This window comes from Campylobacter sp. RM9334, assembly GCF_020138145.1.
In the GTDB taxonomy this organism is placed as follows: domain Bacteria; phylum Campylobacterota; class Campylobacteria; order Campylobacterales; family Campylobacteraceae; genus Campylobacter_E.
The window spans coordinates 37396-60924 of sequence record NZ_JACGAX010000008.1 but is presented as its reverse complement, the minus strand read 5'-3'; the positions used below and the strand labels follow the sequence as shown (position 1 = coordinate 60924).

25 protein-coding genes and 1 tRNA gene are annotated in these 23529 nt (G+C 29.2%); 19 read left to right on the top strand and 7 right to left on the bottom strand.

Translation table 11 applies throughout. From position 1 onward, the window contains the following. Positions 1-105: 105 nt before the first annotated feature. A complete protein-coding gene (locus AVBRAN9334_RS05105; RefSeq protein ID WP_214150246.1) occupies positions 106-1419 on the bottom strand; it encodes a cation:dicarboxylate symporter family transporter in 1314 nt (437 codons plus the stop codon). Between the two features lie 114 nt (positions 1420-1533). Between AVBRAN9334_RS05105 and AVBRAN9334_RS05100 the strand changes: the two genes are divergently transcribed. The 4 genes from AVBRAN9334_RS05100 (at position 1534) to AVBRAN9334_RS05085 (ending at position 4984) form a co-directional block, all read left to right on the top strand. After that, on the top strand, positions 1534-1860 hold the full coding sequence (locus tag AVBRAN9334_RS05100; RefSeq protein ID WP_336607178.1) for a rhodanese-like domain-containing protein: 327 nt from the start codon (positions 1534-1536) through the stop codon (positions 1858-1860). 267 nt (positions 1861-2127) lie between these two features. Next, positions 2128-4197, top strand: a complete 2070-nt coding sequence (locus AVBRAN9334_RS05095) for a ribonucleoside triphosphate reductase (RefSeq protein ID WP_442862360.1) — start codon at positions 2128-2130, stop codon at positions 4195-4197. After that, positions 4194-4325: an anaerobic ribonucleoside-triphosphate reductase gene (gene nrdD, locus AVBRAN9334_RS05090; protein WP_214149684.1), complete on the top strand. Its 132-nt coding sequence runs from the start codon at positions 4194-4196 to the stop codon at positions 4323-4325. Before AVBRAN9334_RS05095 ends, nrdD begins: the two co-directional genes overlap by 4 nt. Further along, the gene (locus AVBRAN9334_RS05085) at positions 4322-4984 is read left to right on the top strand and encodes an anaerobic ribonucleoside-triphosphate reductase activating protein (protein WP_336607177.1); all 663 of its coding nucleotides are present in this window, start codon (positions 4322-4324) and stop codon (positions 4982-4984) included. Before nrdD ends, AVBRAN9334_RS05085 begins: the two co-directional genes overlap by 4 nt. A 27-nt stretch (positions 4985-5011) precedes the next feature. Here the strand turns inward: AVBRAN9334_RS05085 and bamD are convergent, their stop codons facing one another. After that, positions 5012-5674: an outer membrane protein assembly factor BamD gene (gene bamD, locus AVBRAN9334_RS05080; RefSeq protein WP_214117493.1), complete on the bottom strand. Its 663-nt coding sequence runs from the start codon at positions 5672-5674 to the stop codon at positions 5012-5014. 83 nt (positions 5675-5757) lie between these two features. Here bamD and fliW point away from each other — a divergent pair, with 83 nt between their 5' ends. Together fliW and AVBRAN9334_RS05070 are read left to right on the top strand one after the other, a co-directional pair. Continuing rightward, entirely contained in the window at positions 5758-6168 is a 411-nt protein-coding gene (fliW, locus tag AVBRAN9334_RS05075; RefSeq protein WP_214117492.1) for a flagellar assembly protein FliW, read from the top strand. Then, on the top strand, positions 6165-6902 hold the full coding sequence (locus AVBRAN9334_RS05070; RefSeq protein ID WP_336607176.1) for a pyrroline-5-carboxylate reductase: 738 nt from the start codon (positions 6165-6167) through the stop codon (positions 6900-6902). The genes fliW and AVBRAN9334_RS05070 overlap by 4 nt, the downstream gene beginning before the upstream one ends. 29 nt (positions 6903-6931) lie before the next feature. Here the strand turns inward: AVBRAN9334_RS05070 and AVBRAN9334_RS05065 are convergent, their stop codons facing one another. From AVBRAN9334_RS05065 to rpsL, 5 genes are all read right to left on the bottom strand, one after another. Then, positions 6932-7465 (bottom strand): YagU family protein, encoded by a 534-nt coding sequence (locus AVBRAN9334_RS05065; protein WP_336607175.1) that lies wholly within the window; start codon positions 7463-7465, stop codon positions 6932-6934. A gap of 947 nt (positions 7466-8412) precedes the next feature. Further along, positions 8413-8489, bottom strand: a tRNA-Arg gene (locus tag AVBRAN9334_RS05060). A gap of 59 nt (positions 8490-8548) precedes the next feature. Next, entirely contained in the window at positions 8549-10624 is a 2076-nt protein-coding gene (fusA, locus tag AVBRAN9334_RS05055) for an elongation factor G (RefSeq protein WP_214117489.1), read from the bottom strand. A 12-nt stretch (positions 10625-10636) separates the two neighbouring features. Next, positions 10637-11107 carry a 30S ribosomal protein S7 gene (gene rpsG / locus AVBRAN9334_RS05050; protein ID WP_336607174.1) on the bottom strand — a complete coding sequence of 157 codons (471 nt, stop codon included), beginning with the start codon at positions 11105-11107 and terminating at the stop codon, positions 10637-10639. A 78-nt stretch (positions 11108-11185) separates the two neighbouring features. Beyond that, entirely contained in the window at positions 11186-11593 is a 408-nt protein-coding gene (gene rpsL / locus AVBRAN9334_RS05045; protein ID WP_214117487.1) for a 30S ribosomal protein S12, read from the bottom strand. A gap of 170 nt (positions 11594-11763) precedes the next feature. On the opposite strand from rpsL, the gene AVBRAN9334_RS05040 reads away from it, so the two are divergent. From AVBRAN9334_RS05040 to AVBRAN9334_RS04980, 13 genes are read left to right on the top strand one after another with little or no spacing between them, the layout of a single operon-like run. Continuing rightward, a complete protein-coding gene (locus AVBRAN9334_RS05040) occupies positions 11764-12153 on the top strand; it encodes an NAD(P)H-quinone oxidoreductase subunit 3 (RefSeq protein ID WP_214117486.1) in 390 nt (129 codons plus the stop codon). Further along, on the top strand, positions 12135-12635 hold the full coding sequence (locus AVBRAN9334_RS05035) for a NuoB/complex I 20 kDa subunit family protein (RefSeq protein ID WP_214117485.1): 501 nt from the start codon (positions 12135-12137) through the stop codon (positions 12633-12635). The genes AVBRAN9334_RS05040 and AVBRAN9334_RS05035 overlap by 19 nt, the downstream gene beginning before the upstream one ends. Next, positions 12635-13426 (top strand): NADH-quinone oxidoreductase subunit C, encoded by a 792-nt coding sequence (locus AVBRAN9334_RS05030; RefSeq protein ID WP_214149681.1) that lies wholly within the window; start codon positions 12635-12637, stop codon positions 13424-13426. Before AVBRAN9334_RS05035 ends, AVBRAN9334_RS05030 begins: the two co-directional genes overlap by 1 nt. Then, positions 13426-14652, top strand: coding sequence for an NADH dehydrogenase (quinone) subunit D (nuoD, locus tag AVBRAN9334_RS05025; protein ID WP_214149680.1), 1227 nt, complete (start codon positions 13426-13428; stop codon positions 14650-14652). The genes AVBRAN9334_RS05030 and nuoD overlap by 1 nt, the downstream gene beginning before the upstream one ends. After that, entirely contained in the window at positions 14649-14876 is a 228-nt protein-coding gene (locus AVBRAN9334_RS05020; RefSeq protein ID WP_214117482.1) for an NADH-ubiquinone oxidoreductase subunit E family protein, read from the top strand. The genes nuoD and AVBRAN9334_RS05020 overlap by 4 nt, the downstream gene beginning before the upstream one ends. Further along, on the top strand, positions 14873-15520 hold the full coding sequence (locus AVBRAN9334_RS05015) for a hypothetical protein (protein WP_336607173.1): 648 nt from the start codon (positions 14873-14875) through the stop codon (positions 15518-15520). The genes AVBRAN9334_RS05020 and AVBRAN9334_RS05015 overlap by 4 nt, the downstream gene beginning before the upstream one ends. Next, positions 15510-17915 (top strand): NADH-quinone oxidoreductase subunit G, encoded by a 2406-nt coding sequence (locus AVBRAN9334_RS05010; RefSeq protein WP_214117480.1) that lies wholly within the window; start codon positions 15510-15512, stop codon positions 17913-17915. The genes AVBRAN9334_RS05015 and AVBRAN9334_RS05010 overlap by 11 nt, the downstream gene beginning before the upstream one ends. Beyond that, positions 17908-18903 (top strand): NADH-quinone oxidoreductase subunit NuoH, encoded by a 996-nt coding sequence (gene nuoH, locus AVBRAN9334_RS05005; RefSeq protein WP_214117479.1) that lies wholly within the window; start codon positions 17908-17910, stop codon positions 18901-18903. The genes AVBRAN9334_RS05010 and nuoH overlap by 8 nt, the downstream gene beginning before the upstream one ends. Before the next feature lie 9 nt (positions 18904-18912). After that, entirely contained in the window at positions 18913-19584 is a 672-nt protein-coding gene (nuoI, locus tag AVBRAN9334_RS05000; RefSeq protein WP_336607172.1) for an NADH-quinone oxidoreductase subunit NuoI, read from the top strand. Then, positions 19577-20086 (top strand): NADH-quinone oxidoreductase subunit J, encoded by a 510-nt coding sequence (locus tag AVBRAN9334_RS04995; RefSeq protein ID WP_336607171.1) that lies wholly within the window; start codon positions 19577-19579, stop codon positions 20084-20086. The genes nuoI and AVBRAN9334_RS04995 overlap by 8 nt, the downstream gene beginning before the upstream one ends. Then, complete coding sequence (gene nuoK, locus AVBRAN9334_RS04990) at positions 20083-20361, top strand: NADH-quinone oxidoreductase subunit NuoK (RefSeq protein WP_214117476.1); 279 nt, start codon at positions 20083-20085, stop codon at positions 20359-20361. The genes AVBRAN9334_RS04995 and nuoK overlap by 4 nt, the downstream gene beginning before the upstream one ends. After that, positions 20352-22157 carry an NADH-quinone oxidoreductase subunit L gene (nuoL, locus tag AVBRAN9334_RS04985; protein ID WP_442862418.1) on the top strand — a complete coding sequence of 602 codons (1806 nt, stop codon included), beginning with the start codon at positions 20352-20354 and terminating at the stop codon, positions 22155-22157. Before nuoK ends, nuoL begins: the two co-directional genes overlap by 10 nt. Beyond that, entirely contained in the window at positions 22150-23526 is a 1377-nt protein-coding gene (locus tag AVBRAN9334_RS04980; protein ID WP_214117474.1) for a complex I subunit 4 family protein, read from the top strand. Before nuoL ends, AVBRAN9334_RS04980 begins: the two co-directional genes overlap by 8 nt. The last annotated feature ends 3 nt before the right edge of the window (positions 23527-23529 follow it).

The window sequence follows — 23529 nt, the reverse complement described above, 5'->3', positions numbered from 1 at the left end:
AATTGTTGCTATGCAAACTAGCACAGCAAATAAAGAAAAAGCTTGTTCTAACACTTGCATTTGATATCCTTTCATATTGCAGGATATCAAAAGCAAAAAGTATTCCTAATCTTGTATTTTAAAATCATTAGGGTGGTCTAGTGCGTAGCGGAATTTTTCCATATCTATTTGTTTATTCCATATAGCAACTATTAAGCAAGCAACAGAGTTACCGCATAAGTTTCCACACGCTCTCATCTCACTCATAAACTTATCAACTCCTAATAAAACGGTGATTGTTGCAACAGGGATTAAATTATCTCCTAATGAGCTAAGAGTTCCTGCTAAAACGATAAAGCCGCTTCCTGTTACTCCAACAGCACCTTTACTAGTAACCATTAATATAAGTAAAATTGTAATTTCTTGCCATAGGCTAATATCTATATTAAATGCTTGTGCTAAAAATATTACAGCCATAGCTAGATAAATATTTGTACAATCTAAGTTAAAGCTATATCCAGTAGGTAAAACTAAACCAACACAGCTTTTATCAATTCCTGCTTTTTCTAATTTTTTCATAAGTGGTAATAATGCACTCTCGCTTGAGCTTGTTGTAAATACGATTAATAATTCTTTAGCTATAAATCTAATGAATTTAAATATATTTACTTTAGCTACATAACAAATTATTCCTAAAACTCCAAATATAAATACACAACAAGCAGCAAGCATAACAAATAATAAATATCCCATATTTACAAGTGAGCTTAAGCCAAATTTTGATATTAGATAAGCCATAGCACCAAATGTAGCAAGTGGGCTAAAATACATAATTAAAGTAAGAATTTTAAATACAAATGATTGGAACACTTCTAAAGCTTTTTTGATATATTCTCTATCTTGCTCTTTTAAAGTTATTACAATAAATGCTGTAAATAATGCTATAAATAAAACTTGTAATGTTTTTCCATCTGTAAATGGGCTTACTAAATCTTGTGGAATTGCTCCTTTTAAAACTCCCCAAAAACTACTTTCACTACCTTGAGAAGCTTTTACATATTTATCAACACTTGACGCATCTAAAGCATTGATATCAAGATTCATACCAACTCCAGGTTGTAAAATTCTAGCCATAAATATACCTACGATTAGAGCAAGTGTGCTTACTACTTCAAAGTAAATTACAGCCTTAACACCAATTCCGCCGATTTTTTTAATATCTCCTAGTCCAACTATTCCTAGAATAATCATTACAAAAATGATAGGTCCAATTAAAAGCTTTAATGCTTTAATAAACATATCAATAAACACTTTAGACCAAATAGCTAGATTTTCTATTCCAAGTGCTTCTATTTTAATAGGAGGCATGGCTCCAACAACAATTCCTAGGATTAATCCTACAATAACCCAAAAAATAAGGCTTTTAAAATACCTGCTCATTTTTTTTCCTTTTTTAGATAATATTCACTCATAATAACCAAAAAAATATTTTTTTGATAATTTTTAATAATAAATTAGATAAAAAATGTTACGAATTTACACAAAGGATAAAATATGAATATAAATATCAATGCAAAAGATATAGATTTTGATAAACATTTAATAGTAGATATTAGAACTCAAGAAGAAATAGATGAATTTAGTTTAGAAGATACTTTACTTTATCCTATAGATTTTAATACAGCTGATGAAGAAACTATCAAAAAAGACTTTGATGAGATTATTAAAAATAATTCTAAAACATTAGTAATTATGTGTAGAAGCGGAGCAAGAAGTGCGTTTTTATGTGAGTTTTTAAATCAAAAAGAAAAAATCGCTCTTAATTTATCAGGTGGTATTATTGCAATGTGTCAAAATTACCCAGATAAAGTAAAAAATTAATTAAAATCATTACAATATGTAACATATTTGACTATTTATAATAATTATTATTAAAATAGTCAAATAATTAAAATTTTTAAAAAATTCTTATTTTAAATTCTTTTTATCAAAATCAAACAAAGTCCGATACGATAAATGTTTTAAATATTTTAAAATTATTATTAATTACTTTAAAGTTTCAGTTTGATTTTGGCTTAACTTAGTAGCAACTTTTCTTTAACTTTTAAAAATAAAATGAAAATATTCATTATAAAAAGGACAATCAAAATGATACTTAAAAGAAATGGATTAAAAGAAGTTTTTAAACCTTATAAGATAGAAAATGCTATCAAAAAAGCTTATGCAAGTTGTAATAAAGAAGCTTCAAATTCTTTAATATCTTTAGTTATTAAAGAGTGTGAGAATAAAGACTTAGTAAGCGTTGAAGAAATACAAGATAAAATTGAAAAAACACTATTTAATGAAAAAGAATTTGAAGTATTGAAAAGCTTTATGCTTTATAGACACACTAGAAAACTTCGTCGTGAAAAAGACCTAGAATATGGCACTTATATTAACTGCTCAAATACAATAAGCGAATATATAAACAAAAGCGATTGGAGAATTAATGCTAATTCAAACACAGGCTATTCTCACGCAGGACTTATAAATAATACTGCAGGAAAAGTCATTGCAAATTATTGGCTAGATAATGTCTATAGTGATGAAATGGGCTTAGCACATAGGAATGCTGATTTTCATATACACGATTTAGATTGTCTTAGTGGATATTGTGCGGGTTGGAGTTTAAGAGTATTATTAAATGAAGGATTTAATGGAGTAAGAAGTAGGGTTGAAAGCAAAGCCCCTAGGCATTTTAAAGAAGCTTTAGGGCAAATGGCTAATTTTTTGGGTATTTTACAAAGCGAATGGGCTGGAGCTCAAGCGTTTTCAAGTTTTGATACTTATCTTGCTCCTTATGTTTTTAAAGATAAATTAAGTGATTTAGAAATTAAAAAGGCTTTAATAAGTTTTGTTTATAACCTAAATGTCCCTGCTCGTTGGGGACAAAGTCCATTTACTAATATTACTTTAGACATAGTTTGTCCGCAAGATTTAAAAAATCAATTTCCAACCACTAATGATATTCATTTTTTTAAGGGCATAAAGGATGATGAATTAGAGCAAAAGGCAAAAATGCGTGGAAAAAACTCATTAGAAGAGCTAACTTATGGTGATTTTGAAGAAGAAATGCAAAGAATTGTTAGGATATTTTATGAAGTTTTAAGCGAAGGCGATAAAAATCATCAGCCTTTTACCTTTCCAATCCCTACTATAAATCTTACTGAAGAATTTGACTGGGACAATGAAGTAGCCGATGCGATTTTTGAAAATACAGCAAAAATGGGCTCATCATATTTTCAAAATTTCTTAGGCTCACAATATAAATTAGATGAGTTTGGCAATAAAGTAGAAGATGAAAATGCTTATAAACCAAATGCGGTTCGCTCTATGTGTTGTAGGCTTCAGCTTGATTTAAGAGAATTGTTAAAGCGTGGCGGTGGGCTTTTTGGAAGTGCTGAAATGACAGGAAGTATTGGTGTAGTTACTATCAATCTAGCTCGTTTGGGGTATTTGTATAAAGCAGATGAAAAGGGTCTTTATAAACGCTTAGATGAGCTATTAATTTTAGCCCGTGATAGTCTTGAATTAAAAAGGGCTTTCATTCAAAAAATGTATGATAGGGGGCTTTATCCTTATACTAAAAGGTATTTGCCAAGTTTTAATAATCATTTTTCAACTATAGGGATAAATGGGGCTAATGAAATGCTTAGGAATTTTAGCAATGATGCTTATGATATAAGTTCAGAAATAGGAAAAGATTTTTGCATTAAATTAGTAAATTATATTAGAGAAAAAATTAAGCAATTTCAAAAAGAAACAGGTAATTTATATAATCTTGAAGCCACTCCAGCAGAAGGGACGACCTATCGTTTTGCTAAAGAAGATAAAAAAAGATTTAAAGATATTATCCAAGCAGGAAATGGCGATGAGATTTATTATACAAATAGCACACAACTACCTGTAAATTACACTGATGATCCATTTTTTGCACTCAATATGCAAGATGATTTGCAGTGTGCTTATACGGGTGGAACTGTTCTTCATCTTTATATGAAAGAAAGATTAGAAAACAAAGAAATTTGTAAAAGATTGGTTAAAAAAATAGCGAATAATTATCGTTTGCCATATTTTACGATAACGCCTGTTTTTAGCGTATGTCCAATACATGGATATATTGCAGGAGAGCATGAGTATTGCCCTAAATGTGATGAATTATTAAAGGAGAAAGAATGAAAAATAACGACAAAAGAACAAAATGTATGGTTTATACTAGAGTAATGGGTTATCACAGACCCGTAGAAAGCTTTAATCTAGGCAAAAAAGGCGAACATAAAGAAAGGAAAATGTTTGTTATCAAATGATTTATGATATTACCCCTTTTAGTGTGATTGATTATCCTAATTATATCTCTTGCATAGTGTGGATTGCAGGTTGTAATTTAAGGTGTAAATATTGCTATAACGAGCATATTATCAATGGTTTTTCTAATGTAAGTAAGAATCAATTAAAAAGCTTTTTAGAAAGTAGGGTAGGTTTGGTTGATGGGGTTGTTTTTAGTGGTGGAGAATGCACTAATTCTTCTAATTTATTAGATTATATAAAATTAGCAAAAAGCTTAGGCTATTTAATCAAAATTGATAGCAATGGCTCAAATCCTAATGTAATTAAAAATATTTTAGAAAATGATTTAGCAAATTATTTTGCTATTGACTTTAAAGCCCCTAAAGAGAAACTAAAAGCTCTTACGGGGCTTGATTATTTTGATGAGTTTGATAAGACTTTAGATATTTTGCTAGATTTTAAAGCAGAATTTGAAATAAGAACTACTTGGCATTTTGATTTGCTTAGTGTTGATGAAGTGCTTAAGATGAATGAGTATTTAAGAAAAAAAGGTTATAAAAATAAATATTATTTGCAAAAATTCCTAGAAGTGCCAAATATTGCTAATCTAAAGCAAAGCATTAAAACGATTGATTTTGATAGACTTAATGATGATTTTGTGTTAAGGAATTTTAATTAAATAAAATTTAGGAATTAAATTCCTAAATCAAAGTGCATAGCTGCTTTCAAATAATCTTCTATACCAAGGAAGTCTTGGTTTTATATATTTAATATCATTTAAATCACTATCTTTAATCTTTTTATCATAGATTTCTTCGCTTATATCGTGTCCCATTCTTCTATATAAATTCCTAATATCAGTATCTAGCATAATTTGAGTAAGATTTAATTTAGTCTTAATGCTATTTACTAAAGGCGTATATTTTGAATTTTTATAAGTAGATAAGAAAATATCAGCATCTTTAATTGAGTCTAAAAGCAAATATTGATTTCTATTAGGCAATGAAAAAGCATAAAAATTATTTCTAATTTTAAGATAATTTAGCCATTCGTAATTTTGGCTATTACCATATAATTTTATGTATTCATCTATGTAATAATTTGCTAACAAATACTCGTGCTCATTTGCGTGTGCTTGTGATAAAATTAACATAGCACTTGCTAAAAGTGGGCTATTTATATGCTCACTATATAAAGATATATAATCACTATCTGCTTTTTCTAAATCATTCTTTTTTACGCTTTCAATGATTTTTTCTAACCAAGCACTATCGCTTAAATTATAATCATCAAACATATCTTTTTTATTGCTAGCACAAGCGCTAAAAAATATCGTTAAAATTAGTAAAAAAATATTAAGTTTTTTCATTTATTTTCCTTTAAAAAGGCGATTATAAGTTCTAATGTTAAATATTTATTATATACTTAGGATATTTTTTTAAAGGAGAAATAATGATATTTGAAGTTAAGTTTCCTATATTAGGTTTTGAAGATACTACAAAAGTAGAGTTAGAAAAAATGTATGATTGTTTCGCAAGATTAAAGAGTGTTGATGGTAGAGGTTTTACATTTACTATGTTAAATCCTTATGCTATTTGTAAAGAATACGAATTTGATATGCCACTTTCTTACAAAGCTTTACTTGAAGTTACAGCTAGTTCAAATATTGAAATTTATAATATTTTGATTTTAAATAAAAGTGTTGAAGAATCTACTATAAATATGTTAGCTCCGGTGATTTTAAACCACGATAATAACACTATGGCACAAATTATTTTAGACCCAACTCAATATCCATTCTATCATCCAACAGAAAAGATTAAAAATTTCTTACAACAAAATATGAATGAACTAAAGCAATGAATGAAAATATTTATATCCTTGGCAATGGCAAAATGGCGAAAGCTATTGCTAAAGGATTAGAGAATTCAAATTTTAATGTGGTTTTTGTAGTAAGAAATAAATTAAATGTAGGTATTAAAAATTGTATTTCTTATGAAGAATTTGATATTGCTAATAAGATTTGTATTTTATGCTTTAAGCCATATAATTTAGATGAAGTTAGTAAAAAATTTTTAGGTAAAACTGCAAAAATTATCATTAGTCCTTTAGCAGGAATTAGTATTGATAGTTTAAAAGTAATTTCAGCTGAATATTATTTAAAAATTATGCCAAATATTGCTGCTGAATACAATAAATCTTGCACTACTTATGTAGGAGATAAAACTCATAAATATTTTGATTTAGCTTTAAATATTATTAAAGGTTTTGGGGTGGCAATAGAATGTGAGAATGAAAATGAGCTTAATTTAGCTATGGCTATTAATGGTTGTGCCCCTGCGTTTTTAGCATTAGTTGCTGAAGCTTTAGCTAATGGTGGAGTTAGCATAGGGCTTAAAAACGATAAAGCTTATGAGTTGGTAAAATCATTATTTGCCAGTTTTGAGAGTTTAATTGCTAATAATCATCCAGCATTAATTAAAGAAGGCGTATGTTCTCCTGCTGGAGTTAGTATAAAAGGTGTTAATGTTTTAGAAGATGAAGCTGTTAGAAGTGCTTTTATAAAAGCTATAAAAGCTAGTGCAAGTAAAAATTAATTTACACACCTAAAAAAGGTGTGTAAAGTTTATTCAATATCAGGTGATTTTGTAATTCTATTTCTTATATCTCTTCTTACTATTTCCATTCCCCATAGCCATACAATATGTCCAAATATTTCTGATAAATGTTCATCAAATGGAATTTGTGATAAAGGAGGAACTTGTGCTATTAAAGGCATTACAATTACATGCGCGAATAAATATACGAAGAATCCAAATACAGCACCTTGCCACATTTTAATACGAGGCCAAATTTCTGCAATCATACAATACATAACACCAAATACGATTGAAAATCCAACATGAACAATGAAAATTGATAAAGGCATATCCATACCTGAAAACATATAAGTAAAATCAGTAGGCATACCAATTTGTTCTAAAAATATTTTAGGTGGAGTGGTTCTTTCTAATGCATCAAGAGGCCAAACAAAATTAGGATTTCTTGGTGGAAATGGCACTTCCCAGCCCCATTTAACAATAGCACCGAATATTCCAGCTAGAATTCCAATCCAAAAAGATAAAGTCAAACGCCTATCGCTAGGTTTTGTAAAAGTCATAAAATCTCCTTAAAAATAAATTAAAACTGAATTATACTAACTAATATTAATAATTAAATAAAATATATTATCTTTTAATAATATTTATTAATTAATTACCTAAATTATTAATTTTATTAAAATAAATTAATATAGTTTTTCATACTATTAATTTAAACAAATATATATTTTTTATATATTATTTTATAAAATTTTAAAAGTATTATTTTAAATTATTTATAAATAATATATAGATGATTATTTTAAGTATATGTTATAAATTAGAAAAGTATAGCGATAGTATTATAAAATAATGATAGGGTTTGTAGTATTTAATTTATAATATATGTTTTTTATTGGTAATAAAAGCTTTTTTTATTTCAAGTATTGCAACTGCTCTTATATTTATTTAAACTTATGGTATAAAGCTTTAATCTATATGCTAATAATTACAATATTATTTTCTCTATCTTGTTTACATTTAATAATCATAGTATTATCCGTGAATATTTAAGATTGTTGATAATCGCAAGTTTAGTTAATTGGAAATGATATATTTAAACATTTTAGAATTAAAATACATAAATTATACTGCATTAGCATTTGCAATTTTAGTATACAAATCAATATATTAGGCTTAAAATCGATTAAATATATTAGAATTAATATTTTAAAATATTAAGAGTATTTTTTAATAATAATTAATAAAGAGAATGCAAAATCACTTATACATTTAGTTAAATTATTAGATTGGTTATAGTTTGTTCTTACATATATACAATAGAAACGCTTTCTTTGTGCCTTTTAGGTTTTATGCTTTATCACTCGCTATTTATTTATGATTGTTTCTTAGTAATTTTTTAAATATTTTAAGTCTTATTATATGTTTTTATAAGTAAAGATAAAAATATATAATAATTATAAAAAATACTTTAGAAGCTTAAATATATTTTCAAATAAATATTAAGTGGTGTCCCCAACAGGATTTGAACCTGTGGCCTTAGAATTAGGAATTCTACGCTCTATCCAGCTGAGCTATGAGGACTAAAAGATTTGATTATTATTTTTTTGAAGAACTAGGGATTAAAATCCCTAGTTTAGATATTACATATTTCTTTTTTTGATGATTTCTTCAGAAACATTTCTTGGAACTTCACTATAGTGGTCAAATTCCATTGAATATGTAGCACGACCTTGTGTTTGGCTTCTTAAGTCAGTTGAATATCCAAACATTTCAGCAAGTGGGCAGAATGCTGCGATGATTTTATTTCCACCACGCTCATCCATACTATTTACTTGACCACGGCGTTTATTTAAATCTCCAATTACATCACCCATATAATCTTCAGGTGTTTCAACTTCAACTTTCATAATAGGTTCAAGTATTACAGCACCAGCTTTTCTAGCACCTTCTTTAAAGCCCATTGAAGCAGCTAATTTAAATGCCATTTCGCTTGAGTCAACTTCGTGATAACTTCCATCAAATAGTGTAACTTTTACGTCTTCTACAGGATATCCAGCTAAAACACCATTTTGTAATGCTTCTTGAATACCTTTATCAACTGCAGGAATATATTCTTTTGGAACAACCCCACCTTTAATATCATTAACGAATTCGTATCCTTTACCTGGCTCAAGTGGTTCAAGGCGTAAGAATACATGTCCATATTGACCACGACCACCAGATTGTTTTGCATATTTGTATTCTTGCTCAACACTTTGGCGGATTGTTTCACGATAAGCAACTTGTGGCTTACCTACTTCAGCATCAACTTTAAATTCTCTAAGCATTCTATCTACGATAATTTCAAGGTGTAATTCACCCATACCTGAAATAATAGTTTGTCCGCTTTCTTCATCAGTTGAAACTCTAAAGCTTGGGTCTTCTTGTGCAAGTTTATTAAGTGCGATACCCATTTTTTCTTGGTCAGCTTTAGTTTTTGGCTCAACTGCAACACTAATAACAGGATCAGGGAAATCCATTTTTTCTAAAATTACTTTATCTTTTTCACTTGCTAAAGTATCACCTGTTAATGTATCTTTTAGACCTACGATAGCACCAATTTCTCCAGCATAAAGTTCTTTAATTTCCTCACGCTTGTTTGAGTGCATTTTTAATAAACGACCAATTCTTTCTTTTTTATCTTTTGTTGCATTGTAAGCATAACTACCACTTTCAAGTTTTCCACGATAAACACGAACGAAAGTAAGTTGTCCAACGAATGGGTCAGTCATAATTTTGAATGCTAATCCTGCAAATTCGCCATCATCAGTTGATTTAACACTTGTTTCTGTGCCGTCTTCATATTGACCACGAATATCTGCAACTTCATCAGGAGCTGGTAAGTATTTTACAACAGCATCTAGTAGTGGTTGAACACCTTTATTTTTGAATGCAGTTCCACAGCACATAGGAATAATTGATAAGTCAAGGCAACCTTTTTTGATACCTTTGTAGATTTCATCGTTTGTTAATTCTTCTCCACCTAGGTATTTATCCATTAGTTCTTCACTAGTTTCAGCAACTGCTTCTACTAATTTTGTTCTATATTCTTCAGCTTTTTCTTTTAAGTCAGCTGGAATTTCAATTTCTGTATAATCTGTTGGTTTTTTATCATCATCCCAAACATAAGCAACCATTTTTACTAAATCAACTACACCACGGAATGTGTCTTCAGCACCAATTGGAATTTGAATTGGAACTGGATTAGCTTTTAAACGATTTTTAATTTGTGCTTCAACATTATAAAAATTTGCTCCAACTCTATCCATTTTATTTACGAATACTATTCTTGGAACATGATATTTATTTGCTTGTCTCCATACGGTTTCACTTTGTGGTTGAACTCCACCAACAGAGCAAAATACTGATACAGCACCATCTAAAACCCTCATTGAACGCTCAACTTCAATAGTAAAGTCAACGTGGCCTGGGGTGTCAATTAGGTTGATTTGGTGGTCTTTCCAAAAGCAAGTTGTAGCAGCTGAAGTAATTGTAATACCACGCTCTTTTTCTTGCTCCATCCAGTCCATTGTAGCTGTACCTTCGTGAGTTTCACCAATTTTATGACTCATACCAGTAAAGAATAAAATTCTTTCTGATGTTGTAGTTTTACCTGCGTCAATGTGCGCAGCAATACCAATATTTCTAACACGAGATAAAGGAGTTTGTCTTGCCATTTTAACTCCTTTTTACCATCTATAATGTGCAAATGCTTTGTTCGCTTCTGCCATTTTGTAAGTATCTTCTTTTTTCTTGAATGCTGCACCTTTGCTATTTGCTGCATCCATTAACTCACCTGCTAATTTTTCAATCATTGTTCTTTCGCTTCTTTTTCTAGCGTTTAGAATAATCCAGCGAATTGCTAGTGCTTGTTGGCGAACAGGGCGAACTTCAACAGGAACTTGATAAGTTGCACCACCAACACGGCGTGCTTTAATTTCTAAAACAGGTTTTACATTTTCAATAGCATCATTAAATATATCTATACCTTTAATTTCGCTATTTTTAGACGATATTAAATCAATCGCACCATATAAAATTTCAGTAGCAACAGATTTTTTACCATCATACATTAATGAATTAATAAATTTTGTAATTACTTTACTACCATAAATAGGATCAGCTAGAACTTCTCTAACTTGTGCTCTTCTTCTTCTCATTTTTTCCTCTTCAACTTTAAATTATAATTTACTCAAATTATGCCGCATATCTAAGCTGCAAATCTGTGAAACTCGTTTTTATTTTTTGCCTTTTGTAGGAGCTGCTGCTTGACCTGGCTTTGGTCTTTTTGTTCCATATTTTGATCTTGAAACTGTTCTCTTTGCAACACCTGCAGTATCTAAAGCACCACGAACGATGTGATACTTAACACCTGGTAAGTCTTTAACCCTTCCGCCACGCACTAAAACGATGCTGTGTTCTTGTAGGTTGTGTCCTTCACCACCAATATAACTAATAACTTCAAATCCTGTTGTTAATCTAACTTTTGCAACTTTTCTTAACGCTGAGTTAGGTTTTTTAGGAGTTGTAGTATAAACTCTTGTACAAACGCCACGTCTTTGTGGGCAATCTTTTAACGCTGGTGATTTTGATTTAACAATCACTTTTTTGCGTTCTTTTCTAACCAATTGATTTATGGTAGGCACGTTTCATCCTTTCAAAAAATTTATTAAAAAGTCGTGATTATATAATATTTTTCTTAAAAAAGTTTTAATACTTTTAACCTTAATTGAGAACAAGAAATAATTAAGTTTTTTTCACTATCATTTACGAATTATTTTTTAGTAAATCCAAAAAAATTTTGAAAGGAATTAAAATGTCTAGTTCAGATGTGGATATTCAGTATTTCGGCATTTTAGCAATGTTAGTTATTGCTACAGGCTTATTTTTTGGACTAGTTTTTTTAGCAAAAACAATAGGAAATTCTTTAGCTAGAAAAAATAGAAAAAAATTAGGCTTAGGACCTTATGAGTGCGGACCTTTACCGCAAAAACAAGCAGTTAAAATAAATTCACAATTTTTTATTTTTGCTTTAATTTTTATATTATTTGATATAGAAGTTGTTTTTATGTATCCTTGGGCTTTAATGTATAAGCAATTAGGACTTTTTGCATTGATTGAAATGGTTTGTTTTTTTGTTTTACTTTTAGTTGGTTTTATCTATGCGTATAAAAAAGGAGCGTTACAATGGCAGAGCATCAATTAAACACAAATGGAATGCCAATAGCTTTAACTTCGGTAGATAAGTTAGTTGGTTGGGGTCAAAGTAACTCTTTATGGGCATTTTCTTATGGTCTTGCTTGTTGTGCTATTGAGATGATGGCTGGTGGTGGTTCAAGGTATGATTTTGATAGATTTGGAACTATTTTTAGAGCAAGTCCAAGACATAGCGATGTAATGCTTGTAGCTGGAACTCTTAGTAAAAAACATGCAGAATTTACAAGAAGATTATACGATATGATGCCTGATCCAAAGTGGGTTATATCTGTTGGTAGTTGTGCAAACACTGGTGGTATGTTTAATACTTATTCAACGGTTCAAGGTGTTGATAGGATAGTTCCTGTTGATATTTATGTTCCTGGTTGTGCTCCACGTCCTGAAAGTTTTCAGTTTGCTTTAATGATACTTCAAAAGAAAATTAGAAAAGAAAAAATATCTAAAAAAATAGCAGCAAAAAGGTTGGTGTAATGAGAGAATATAAAGACAAGATTAATGCGCAAAAGCAAGACTACTACAAAGATAGATTTTATCACGCACCACAAACTACTAAAATTGATATAAAAGGTAGTGAATTTGAATATTTATTTGATGAGTTTAATAATAATTTTTCTATTTTAAATTCTTTTATTGAGCTTGATATTGCAGTTTTTATAATCAATAAAGAAGATAATTTAAAGGCTTTAAGAAAGGCTAAAGATTTAGGTTTTACAACTTTTACTGAATTGATTTGTTCTGATTATTTAGCTAAAGATAATTCTTATGAAGTTCAATATCTTTTATTAAATATGAATAAAAAGCAAAGGCTTAGAATAGTTACAACCTGTAAAGCAGATGAAACTATTGAAAGTGGAGTTTGTGTATTTAAGGGTTTAAATTGGTCTGAAAGAGAAGCTTATGATATGTTGGGTGTAAATTTTATTAATCACCCTAACTTAAAAAGACTATTAATGCCTGATGATTGGTTTGATTATCCACTTAAAAAATCTTATCCTTTAGAAGGAGATGAATTTGCCAAATGGTATGAAATAGATAGAATTTTTGGTAAGGAATATCGTGAAGTTGTAGGGCCTGAAAATCGTGATTCAGGAAGAGTTGATTGTAATGATACAAATAATTTTTCTAGAATTTATCACGAAGTTCCAAAAGGAGCTGAGCCTATTAGTATTGCTTATAAACAAGAATATCAAGAAGATGAAGGCGTAATGTTTGTTAAGAAAGTTAAGCGTGCTGATTCAAAATTCATAGAAGGAAGAAGATAATGCAAATACCATCAAAGTTAAAACCTTATTATGAAAATGTAGCCTTTAGTAAAGAAGATGGCAGAATGATTATAAATCTTGGTCCTCAGCACCCAAGCTCACACGGAAACTTAAGATTAGTGTTAGAGCTTGATGGGGAAAAAGTAGTTAAATGCACTCCAATGATTGGTTATATGCATCGTGGTATGGAAAAAATGGCTGAAAATATGATTTATCAAGAATTTATTCCAACTACTGATAGAATGGATTATGTAGCAGCAAGTGCAAATAACTATGCTTATGTAGCAGCTGTTGAGAAGCTTTGTGGTTTAGAAATTCCTAGAAGAGCTCAAATCATTAGAATGATGTTATTAGAATTAAATAGACTTGCTAGTCATTTATTATGGCTTGCAACTCACGCACTTGATATTGGAGCAATGACTGTATTTTTATATTGCTTTAGAGAGCGTGAATATGTTATGGATTTAATAGAAAAATATTGTGGTGCAAGACTTACACATTCATCTATGAGAATAGGTGGTGCAATGCTTGATTTACCAGCTAATTTTACTCAAGAATTATTAGCATTTTGTGATAAATTCTTAAACGATGTAAAAGATTATGAAACCTTACTTGATGATAATAGAATTTGGCGTCTTAGAACAGAAGGCGTTGGGGTTGTTACAAAAGAACAAGCATTAAGCTGGGGTTGTAGTGGCGTAATGCTTCGTGGAAGTGGAATTGAATGGGATATTAGAAAAGAAGAGCCATATTTACTTTATAATGAAGTTCAATTTGGTGTTCCCGTTGCAAACCAAGGAGATACTTACGCAAGATATAAATGCTATATGCAAGAGTTTCGTGAGAGTGTAAAAATACTTAGACAATTAGTGCCTATGTATAGAGAGAGTTCTCCTGAATTAATTTGCAACAATAAAGAATTTGTAAGTGCAAGTAAAGAACAAATTATGACCCAAAATTATTCTTTAATGCAGCATTTCGTATTAGTTACTCAAGGTCTTCGCCCACCTGTTGGAGATGTATATGTGCCAACAGAAAGTCCTAAAGGAGAGCTTGGATATTTTATTAAAAGTGATGGTTCAACTAGACCTTATCGTCTTAAAGCTAGAACTCCTAGTTTTTGGCATTGTTCGTTTTATGAAGAGCTTTTGGTTGGAACTTATGTGGCTGATGTTGTGGCTATTATGGGTTCAACAAATATTGTTTTAGGGGAGATTGATAGATGAGAAGAATTGACCTTAGAAAAAGTAAAGATTTATTTGCTGATTTAAAAACTCATATTGATAATGCTAAAGCTAATGAAGTTTTGGTTGTTTTATTTGAAATCGGAGATTTTTCTAATATTGATAAATCTTATGAATTTGTAGCTAATAATAATTGTAAGATGATGAACTCACTTAAGTTTAATCAAAGTGATTGGACTATAGTTATTAAAAAGGAAGCAAAATGAAAATATTAAGCTTCTTAAATTATGCAAGTAAAGAAGTCTTAAGTCATTTTAGCCAAGATGAAATAGTAAATATCGGTAGTTTTTACGATGAGAGATTAAAACAAAAATTTTATAAATGCGAACTAGGAACCGAAAGCTATGTTTTAGCATTGTTTTGCACTATGCTTAATTTAAGCGAATTTGATATAGGCGAACTTAGTGCTGAGAGTTGTTTTGGAGAAGAAGAAGCTAGTGAGATTTTAGAATTTTTAAAGAGTGCTGATTTAATTTTATTAGATAGTAATTTGCTTTATCATAAAGACAAAAATATATATTATTTTGCAAGTAAATTGGCTAAACATTTTGATTTAAAACTTATGTTTGATTATGAATTAAAAGATGTTGAGTTGGTTGAATTAGATGATAATAATGGGCTTATTTTATATGAATGTTTAGATAATGATGATTTTATAGTAAGTCCAGCTTTTGCAAATCTTGCAAAAATTAAAGAATTTGATTTAGTAGAAATTAAAACAAAAACTAAAACATTAAAAAAGAAAGTAAAAATTGATAATAGTTTAAAAGGATTATTTGCATTAAGTAAAAAAGATAATGCTTATGCGTTTAGTCCTTGTGTGGTTAAAGGAGTAAGCAATGAAAATTAACATTAATGGTAAAGAATGCTTAGCTAATGATGGCGATTATGTTTTACAAGTTGCTCGTGCTAATGATATTTTCATACCTGCAATTTGCTATTTAAATGATTGCAGCCCAACTTTAGCTTGTAGAATGTGTATGGTTGAAATTGATGGCAAACGCTCATACGCTTGTAATACTAAAGTAAAAGATGGAATGCAGGTATTAAGCAATACTAAAGAATTATGGGACGAAAGAAATGCTATTATGCAAACTTATTGCATAAATCACCCATTACAATGCGGAGTTTGTGATAAAAGTGGAGAATGTGAATTACAGAATTTCACGCATAAAGCACAAGTAGATACTCAAAATCATTGGATAAAAGAAATAGATAGAAGACATCAAGATTGGGGTGCTTTACAATATGACCCAAGTCTTTGTATAGTTTGTGAAAGATGTATTACCGTATGTAAGGACAAAATCGGAGATAGTGAGTTAAAAACTATAGCTCGTGGTGGAGATGCACCTGATAAAGATTTTAAAGATACTATGAGTAAAGATGCTTATGCAGTTTGGACAAAATTTCAAAAATCACTAATAGCTCCACAAAATGGAACGACTTTAGATTGTCAAGAATGTGCTGAGTGTGTTAGCGTTTGTCCGACTGGTGCAATTATTAATAAGAATTTTCAATATCGCTCAAATGCTTGGGAACTTACTCGCATACCTGCTAGTAATCCACATAGTAGTGATTGTGAGCTTATGTATTATGATGTTAAACAAAAAAGTATTAAAGATAATACTAAGATGGTTTATAGAGTTTCAAATGATTTTCATTTTACTACTTTAAATAAGGCTGCAAGATTTGCTTATGATATAGCAAGCGATTGTAAAGGTAAAGATGAAGTAGAGTTTAATCGCTTAGTATCGTTGTTTAAAGATAATAAAATTAAAAATGTGAAATTTAATAGCTATATAACAAATGAAGAAGCATATATTTTAGAATTACTTAGACAAAAATATGGCTTTAATTTAGTAAATAATGAAGCTTTATGTTTTCAAGATTTCTTAAAGACTTTTTGCGCTCATTCAGGTAGTTTTTATAATGCAAGTAGTGATGATGTTAAAAAATCTGATTTTATCGTAATTGCAGGAAGTTTTTTAAGACACGATAATCCTACTTTATCTTATAAAGTAAATAATGCAATTGTTATGAATAAGGGTGCTGGGCTTTATTTTCATCCTATTAAAGATACAAAATTTTCAAAAATTGCTAAGAATTTCGTAAGTGTAAATTGTGATTATGGTAAAGAAGCTCAAGTTTTAGAATTTATTTTACAATATTTTGCAAAAGACTTGCCGCAGGATTTAGCATATATCAAAGACGCTTTTTATGAAGAACAAATTGAAGTAGAAGTTAAAAGTAAAGATGCTGAAGGCAATGAGATTAAAGAGAAAAAGCAAGAAACAATCAAAAAATCAAGCCTAGCTAAAGAATTAGGATTTGATGAAGATAAATTAAAAGATTTATTACTTAAAAAAGCTAATTTTACTTTAATTATCGGAAATGATTATTTTTACCATGAAAATGCAAAATATTTAGCGTATTTACTTGCAAATATTCAAAAATTAACTGATTTTAAAGTTATGTTAATCCCACCACGCACTAATACTTTAGGTGTAAGTTTATTGTGTAAATTAAGTAAAGCTAGTGATGGTTTTACTCTAGGATATAATGAGCGTGGAGATTTTTCGTTTTCAAATGATGAGCATAATAATCTTGCTAGTTCAAATCTACTTGAGCAAGAAGGAACATTTGTAAATTATGATAAAAGGCTTGTTCCTACGAATGCTGCACTTAAATTTAAAGGATATTATTTAAATGATTTAGCAAATGCTCTTGGATTAGATGCACTTTATACGATTGAATATACAGAGCAATTACCTAAAGATAAAGGCTTTTTAAATATTGCTTTTGATGATTTGACAAATCATTATGATAATGCAGGAAATAATCATCGTGGGTATTTAATTGATACTTGTGAGTTTGTAAAGAATTTAAAACAAGATAATCAAATTCCACAAAATATAAAATCAACTTGCGAATGTAAAAAAGATGATATTGTAATACTTGCAAATCCAATTGGAAATTTATCAAAATACACCAATAAATCAAGCTTTTTTAACGAATGTGCTTCACTTTACGCAAGTAAAGATTATCTAGCTAAACATAATTTAAAAGAAAATTCTATGGTTAAGATTTATGATGATAAAGATGAAATTATTATAAAAGTAGTTTTAGATAAGAATATTGAAAATGGTGCTTATTTACCTACTTTTGATGATAAGATTAATCCTTATAAATTCTTTAAAACAAGACGCTACTATGCGTTAAATATAAAGGAAATTAGCTATGAGTGAGACTATGTTTTTTATAATCGTTACGCTGATTAAATGTCTTTTAGTAATTGCAATTTTTGCTTCATTAGCTGGATTTGCAACTTATTTAGAAAGAAAGGTTTTAGGTTATGTTCATAGAAGACTTGGGCCTGATATGGTAGGACCTGCTGGTGTTTTACAAATTGTTCCTGATATGATTAAATTATTTACAAAAGAAGATTTAATCCCATATATGACAAATAGTAAAGTATTTAAAGTAGCTCCTTTAGTATCAGCAATTTGTGCTTTTATGGCTTTTGCTGCTGTGCCGATTTTTCCTGAATTTACATTATTTGGGCATACGATAAAACCAATTATTGCTGATGTAAATATAGCGGTTTTATACATTGCTGGATGCTCATCACTTTGTGCTTATGCTATATTTTTAGGTGGTATGTCAAGTTCTAGTAAATATCCTTTAATAGGTGGTGCTAGGGGGCTTGTTACTATCATATCTTATGAAGGTGTTAGTGGTCTTTGCTTATTAGCTGTTGTTTTATTAACTGGTTCTATGAGCTTAGTTGATATTAACGCTTATCAAGAAGGTGGAATTTTATCTTGGTTAGTATTTAAACAACCAATTGCATTTGTTTTATTTACAATAGCAATTTTTATTGAAACAAACAGAACTCCTTTATGTCTAGCAGAAAACGACCCTGAATTAGTTGCAGGTTATGGCACTGAATATAGTGGTCTTCGCTGGGGAATGTTTTTTATAGGCGAATATGCTAGTATGATTTTAGGCTCAATTTTGATTACTTTATTATTTTTAGGTGGATATAACGATTTTTATTTCATACCAGGCGCTATTGCTATGATTTTAAAAATATGCTTTGTATTTTCTTGGTATTTTTGGGCTAGGGGGACTTTCCCACATTTAAGGGCTGATCAAGTTATGAGAATGAGTTATTTAATATTATTACCTGTTGCGGGTGCTAATTTAATTATAACTGCGTTATTGGCTTTATAAGGAGAATATATGAAAAAATATTATGTAGTAGATGAAAAAAGAAAATTAATTCTTACTCCTTATGAAAAATTTATAAGAAGTGTTAAAAGATGTTTAAATACTGATTTAATCAGCGGTTTAGCATTTATAATTAATGAAACCTTAAAAAGGGGTAATTCAGCAACTATTAAATATCCAATGGAAAAAATCAAATTAGATAATCGTTATCGTGCTGTGCATAGATTGCAAAGATTTATTGAAAGCGAAAATGAACGCTGTATTGGTTGTGGGTTGTGTGAAAAAATTTGTATTTCAAATTGTATTAGAATGGAGACAAAATTAGGCGATGATGGTAGAAAATTAGTAAGTAATTATTCTATTAATCTTGGTCGTTGTATTTATTGTGGATTTTGTGCTGAAGTTTGTCCTGAACTTGCTATCGTGCATGGTGTTGAATATGAAAATGCAGCAGAGCAAAGGTCATATTTTGCACATAAAAAAGATATATTAACTCCAATTGATAATCTAATTAATCAAGTTGAATTTGAAGGTGCTGGAAGTTTAAGAGCTGATGCTGATGATTTTGTAAAAGTTACGCCAAATTATTATGATGTAATGAAGGCAAGAGAAAGTGAAGCTTCAGTTTCAAATTCTAGCGATACAAAAGAAGATAAAACGAATAAAGAGGCAAAAGATGTTTGAGTTAATTATATTTTATATTTTCGCTGCTTTAGTTGCGGGATTTTTTATAATTGCGGTAAGTTCTAAAAATATTTTATATTCTCTTAGCTCTCTTGCTTGTGGAATGGTATTTTTAAGCGCTCATTATTTTTTATTAGGATCAGAGTTTTTGGGTGCTGCTCAAATTATAGTATATAGTGGGGCTGTTTTAGGGCTTTATAGTTTTGCTATGATGTTTTTTGATTTAAGCAAAGAATTAAAAGAAAAGCTAAAACATAAAAAAACTTTTTTTAGTTTAAGTATTTTAGCGAGTGTTCTTATGATAATTATGACTTTAGGATTTAAGTTAAATTTATCTCAATCAAGTTTATTGGTTAGTGAAGAGCTTGAAAATACTCGTAGTTTAGGGATTATTTTATTTACAAAATACCTTTTAGCTTTTGAGATAGTTGCAGTGGTTTTACTAATGGTAATAATAGCAGCTATTGTGCTAGTAGCAAAGAAGATAAAGGAAGAACAATGAATTATTTATTATTATCAATTGTATTGTTTTTGATTGGTTTAGTAGGAGTATTAAAAAGACAGAATTTAATAATGTTTTTTATATCTACTGAAATAATGTTAAATGCTGCAAATTTAGCTTTTGTAGCAATTTCAAAAATGCACAATGCTTTAGATGGGCAAGTTTTTGCTATTTTTATTATGGCAATAGCAGCTTGCGAAGTAGCTATTGGACTTAGCTTTTGTGTGATTAAATATAGACGCGATAAAAGTCTAGATTTTGGAGAGTGCAAATGAGTTTATTATGTGTTTTATTTTTACCATTATTAAGTGCAATTTTTGCAGGAATTTATTCTTTTTCTCCAAAAAATAAAGTAATAGGTTATTTTTGTTCTTATTTAATGCTTTTAGCTTGTATTTTTGCTTTTATATCTTTATATTATTTAGCAGATAAGAATTTGTATATTAGTTTGGGTCATTGGATAGGAATTTTAAATGTTAATTTCGGCTTTTTAATAGATTCTGTTAGCCTTACTATGATGTGCGTTGTAACATTAGTTGCTACTTGTGTGCATTTTTATAGTATTTATTATATGGAGCACGATGAAGGTTTTAATAAATTCTTTGCATTTTTAGGCTTATTCGTATTTTGTATGCTAATTTTAGTAATGAGTGATAATTTCTTATTATTATTTGTTGGATGGGAAGGCGTTGGTCTATGCTCTTGGTTATTAATCGGCTTTTGGTATCAAAATGAAAAATTCTCATTAGCAGCAAATGAAGCTTTTATTATGAATAGAATAAGCGATTTTGCAATGCTTTTAGGAATATTTTTAATATATTTTAATTTCGGAACTTTAAGCTATAAAGAAGTATTTGCTATATTAAGCTTTCACGAAATGTTAAATCCTAATTTATTAACTTTAATTGCTGCTTTATTATTTGTTGGTGCTATGGGTAAATCAGCTCAATTTCCATTCCATACTTGGCTAGCAAATGCGATGGCAGGTCCAACACCAGTTTCAGCATTAATCCACGCTGCTACGATGGTAACTGCTGGTGTTTATTTGGTAATTCGCTCTCACGATTTATTTTCGCAAGTTCCAAATGTAAGTTATTTTATAGCTTGTTTAGGTGCTTTTGTAGCTTTATTTGCTGCTTCAATGGCAATTGCTGCAAAAGATTTAAAAAGAATTGTGGCATTTTCTACACTTTCTCAACTTGGATATATGTTCGTAGCTTGTGGTTTAGGAGCTTATAAAATAGCATTATTTCATTTAGTAACTCACGCATTTTTTAAAGCATTATTATTCTTAGGTGCTGGAAATATTATGCACGCAATGCACGATGAATTAAACATTTACAAAATGGGTAAATTGTATAAACCTATGAAAGTTACAGCAGTTTTAATGATAATTGCAAGTTTAGCTTTAAGTGGTATTTATCCATTCGCAGGATTTTTCTCAAAAGATAAGATTTTAGATTTTGCATTTGTAACAGAGCATTTTGGCTTATATTCTGTTTTATTATTTACAGCGTTTTTAACAGCGTTTTATAGTTTTAGACTATTAATGATGGTATTTTTTGCTCCAAAAAATCACACAATCCATCCACACGAAGCAAAACCTATAGCATTAATTGCAATGCTACCTTTAGCAATATTAGCAATTATTGCAGGTTTTTGGGATAGTAAATTCTTTGAATTTATTAGAATTCCTATGCAAGAATTACACCATAATTATGTATTAATTGCTATTTCTTTAGTGGTTGCTATAGTAGGAATTGTTTTAGCTATAGTAGTTTATAAAAATGGTGCAAAAGAAACTTGCAATTGTAAATATAAAAAGCTTTTAGAAAATGAATATTACATACCTAAATTATATGAGATTATTTTCATACAACCTTATAAATGTTTAGCTAAAGTATTAATAGGATTTGAAGAAGGTCTATATTCATTTATTTTTGAATGTCCTAAAAAGCTTTTAAGTCTTGTTTCTTGTGAGAACAAAAACAATAACTTAACTCTTCACATTGTGTTTATTTGTGCATTTTGTGTGTTTTTACTTTTAACAATGGTGGTGATATATGCTTAGTTTATTGATATTTTTACCTTTAATTTTTGGGGTTAGTGCATATTTTATAAATGATAAGGCTTCTAAAATTAGCGGAATTTTATTTTCTTTTATAATTTTATGCCTTAATTATTATGTGATAATTGATGAAATTCATACATTTAATTATACTTTAATAAAAGCTTTTAATTTTGGGATTAATTTAAAAGCTGATGAGATAGCATTTACTTTAGCTTTTGTGGCAAATCTTATGCTATTTTTGTCAATGTGCTTTTTTTCTAAACAAACAAAAGACTTTTTAATAAGTGCTATGATTTTAAGTGCTTGTATGAATGGTTTATTTTTAGCAAATGATGCTTTATTATTTTATATTTTTTGGGAAGTTTCATTATTTCCACTTTTATATTTAATGGTTAAAAACAATGAAGCAAAACTAGCTAGGTCATTTTTTGTATTTGCATTTTTAGGCTCAATTTTTATGCTACTTGCTATGATTTATCTAGCTTATAATGCAAGAGTTAATGATGCGATTTTAAATTTTGATATTAGTTATTTCTCAACTACAAATTTAAGTCCTATTGAAAATACTTTATTATTTATAGGATTTTTCTTAGCATTTGCTATAAAAGCTCCTATTTTTCCATTTCATAGTTGGGCTATTAAAACTTATTCAAAAGCACCTAATTTTGTTTCTGTAATGCTTGCAAGTTTTAAAATGGCGCCTTTTGGAATGATTAAGTTTTGCCTTCCTTTATTTGCTGTTAGTATTAATGAATTTAGTGGGATAATTTATACATTATGTATAATTTCAGCAATTTATGCAGCGCTTCTAGCAAGCAATGCGAAAAATTATAAAGAATTAAGTGCAATGAGTTCAATATCACACTTAGGAATTATTTGTTTAGGTATTTTTTCTATGCATCCAATTGCTTTAAGTGGAGCTGTTGTTTATATGGTAGCTCATGCTATTGTAAGTGGGGCAATGTTTTTTTACGCTGAAATTTTAAAAGATAATTACAAAACTTATAATCTAAGTGAGTTAAAGGGCTTAGCTAAACATATGCCTTATTTGACATTTATTTTTGGAGTTTTATTATTTTCATCAATTTCTTTACCACTTACTATAAGCTTTGCAGGTGAGTTTTTGGTTCTTTATGGAGTATTTGCAGCTAGTAAGATGGCTGGAGTTTTTGCTACTTTAGTTGTGATACTTGGAGCTGTTTATATGCTCAATATGTTTAGAAATAGCTTTTTAAGTAAAGAAAATGAAGCTAAAGACATAAAGGTTAGTTTATCTAAGATAATAATTTTATCTTTCATAGCTTTGATTATAATTGTATTTGGAGTAAATCCTAATATAATTTTAGATTATATCAACTTTGCGGTATAAGGA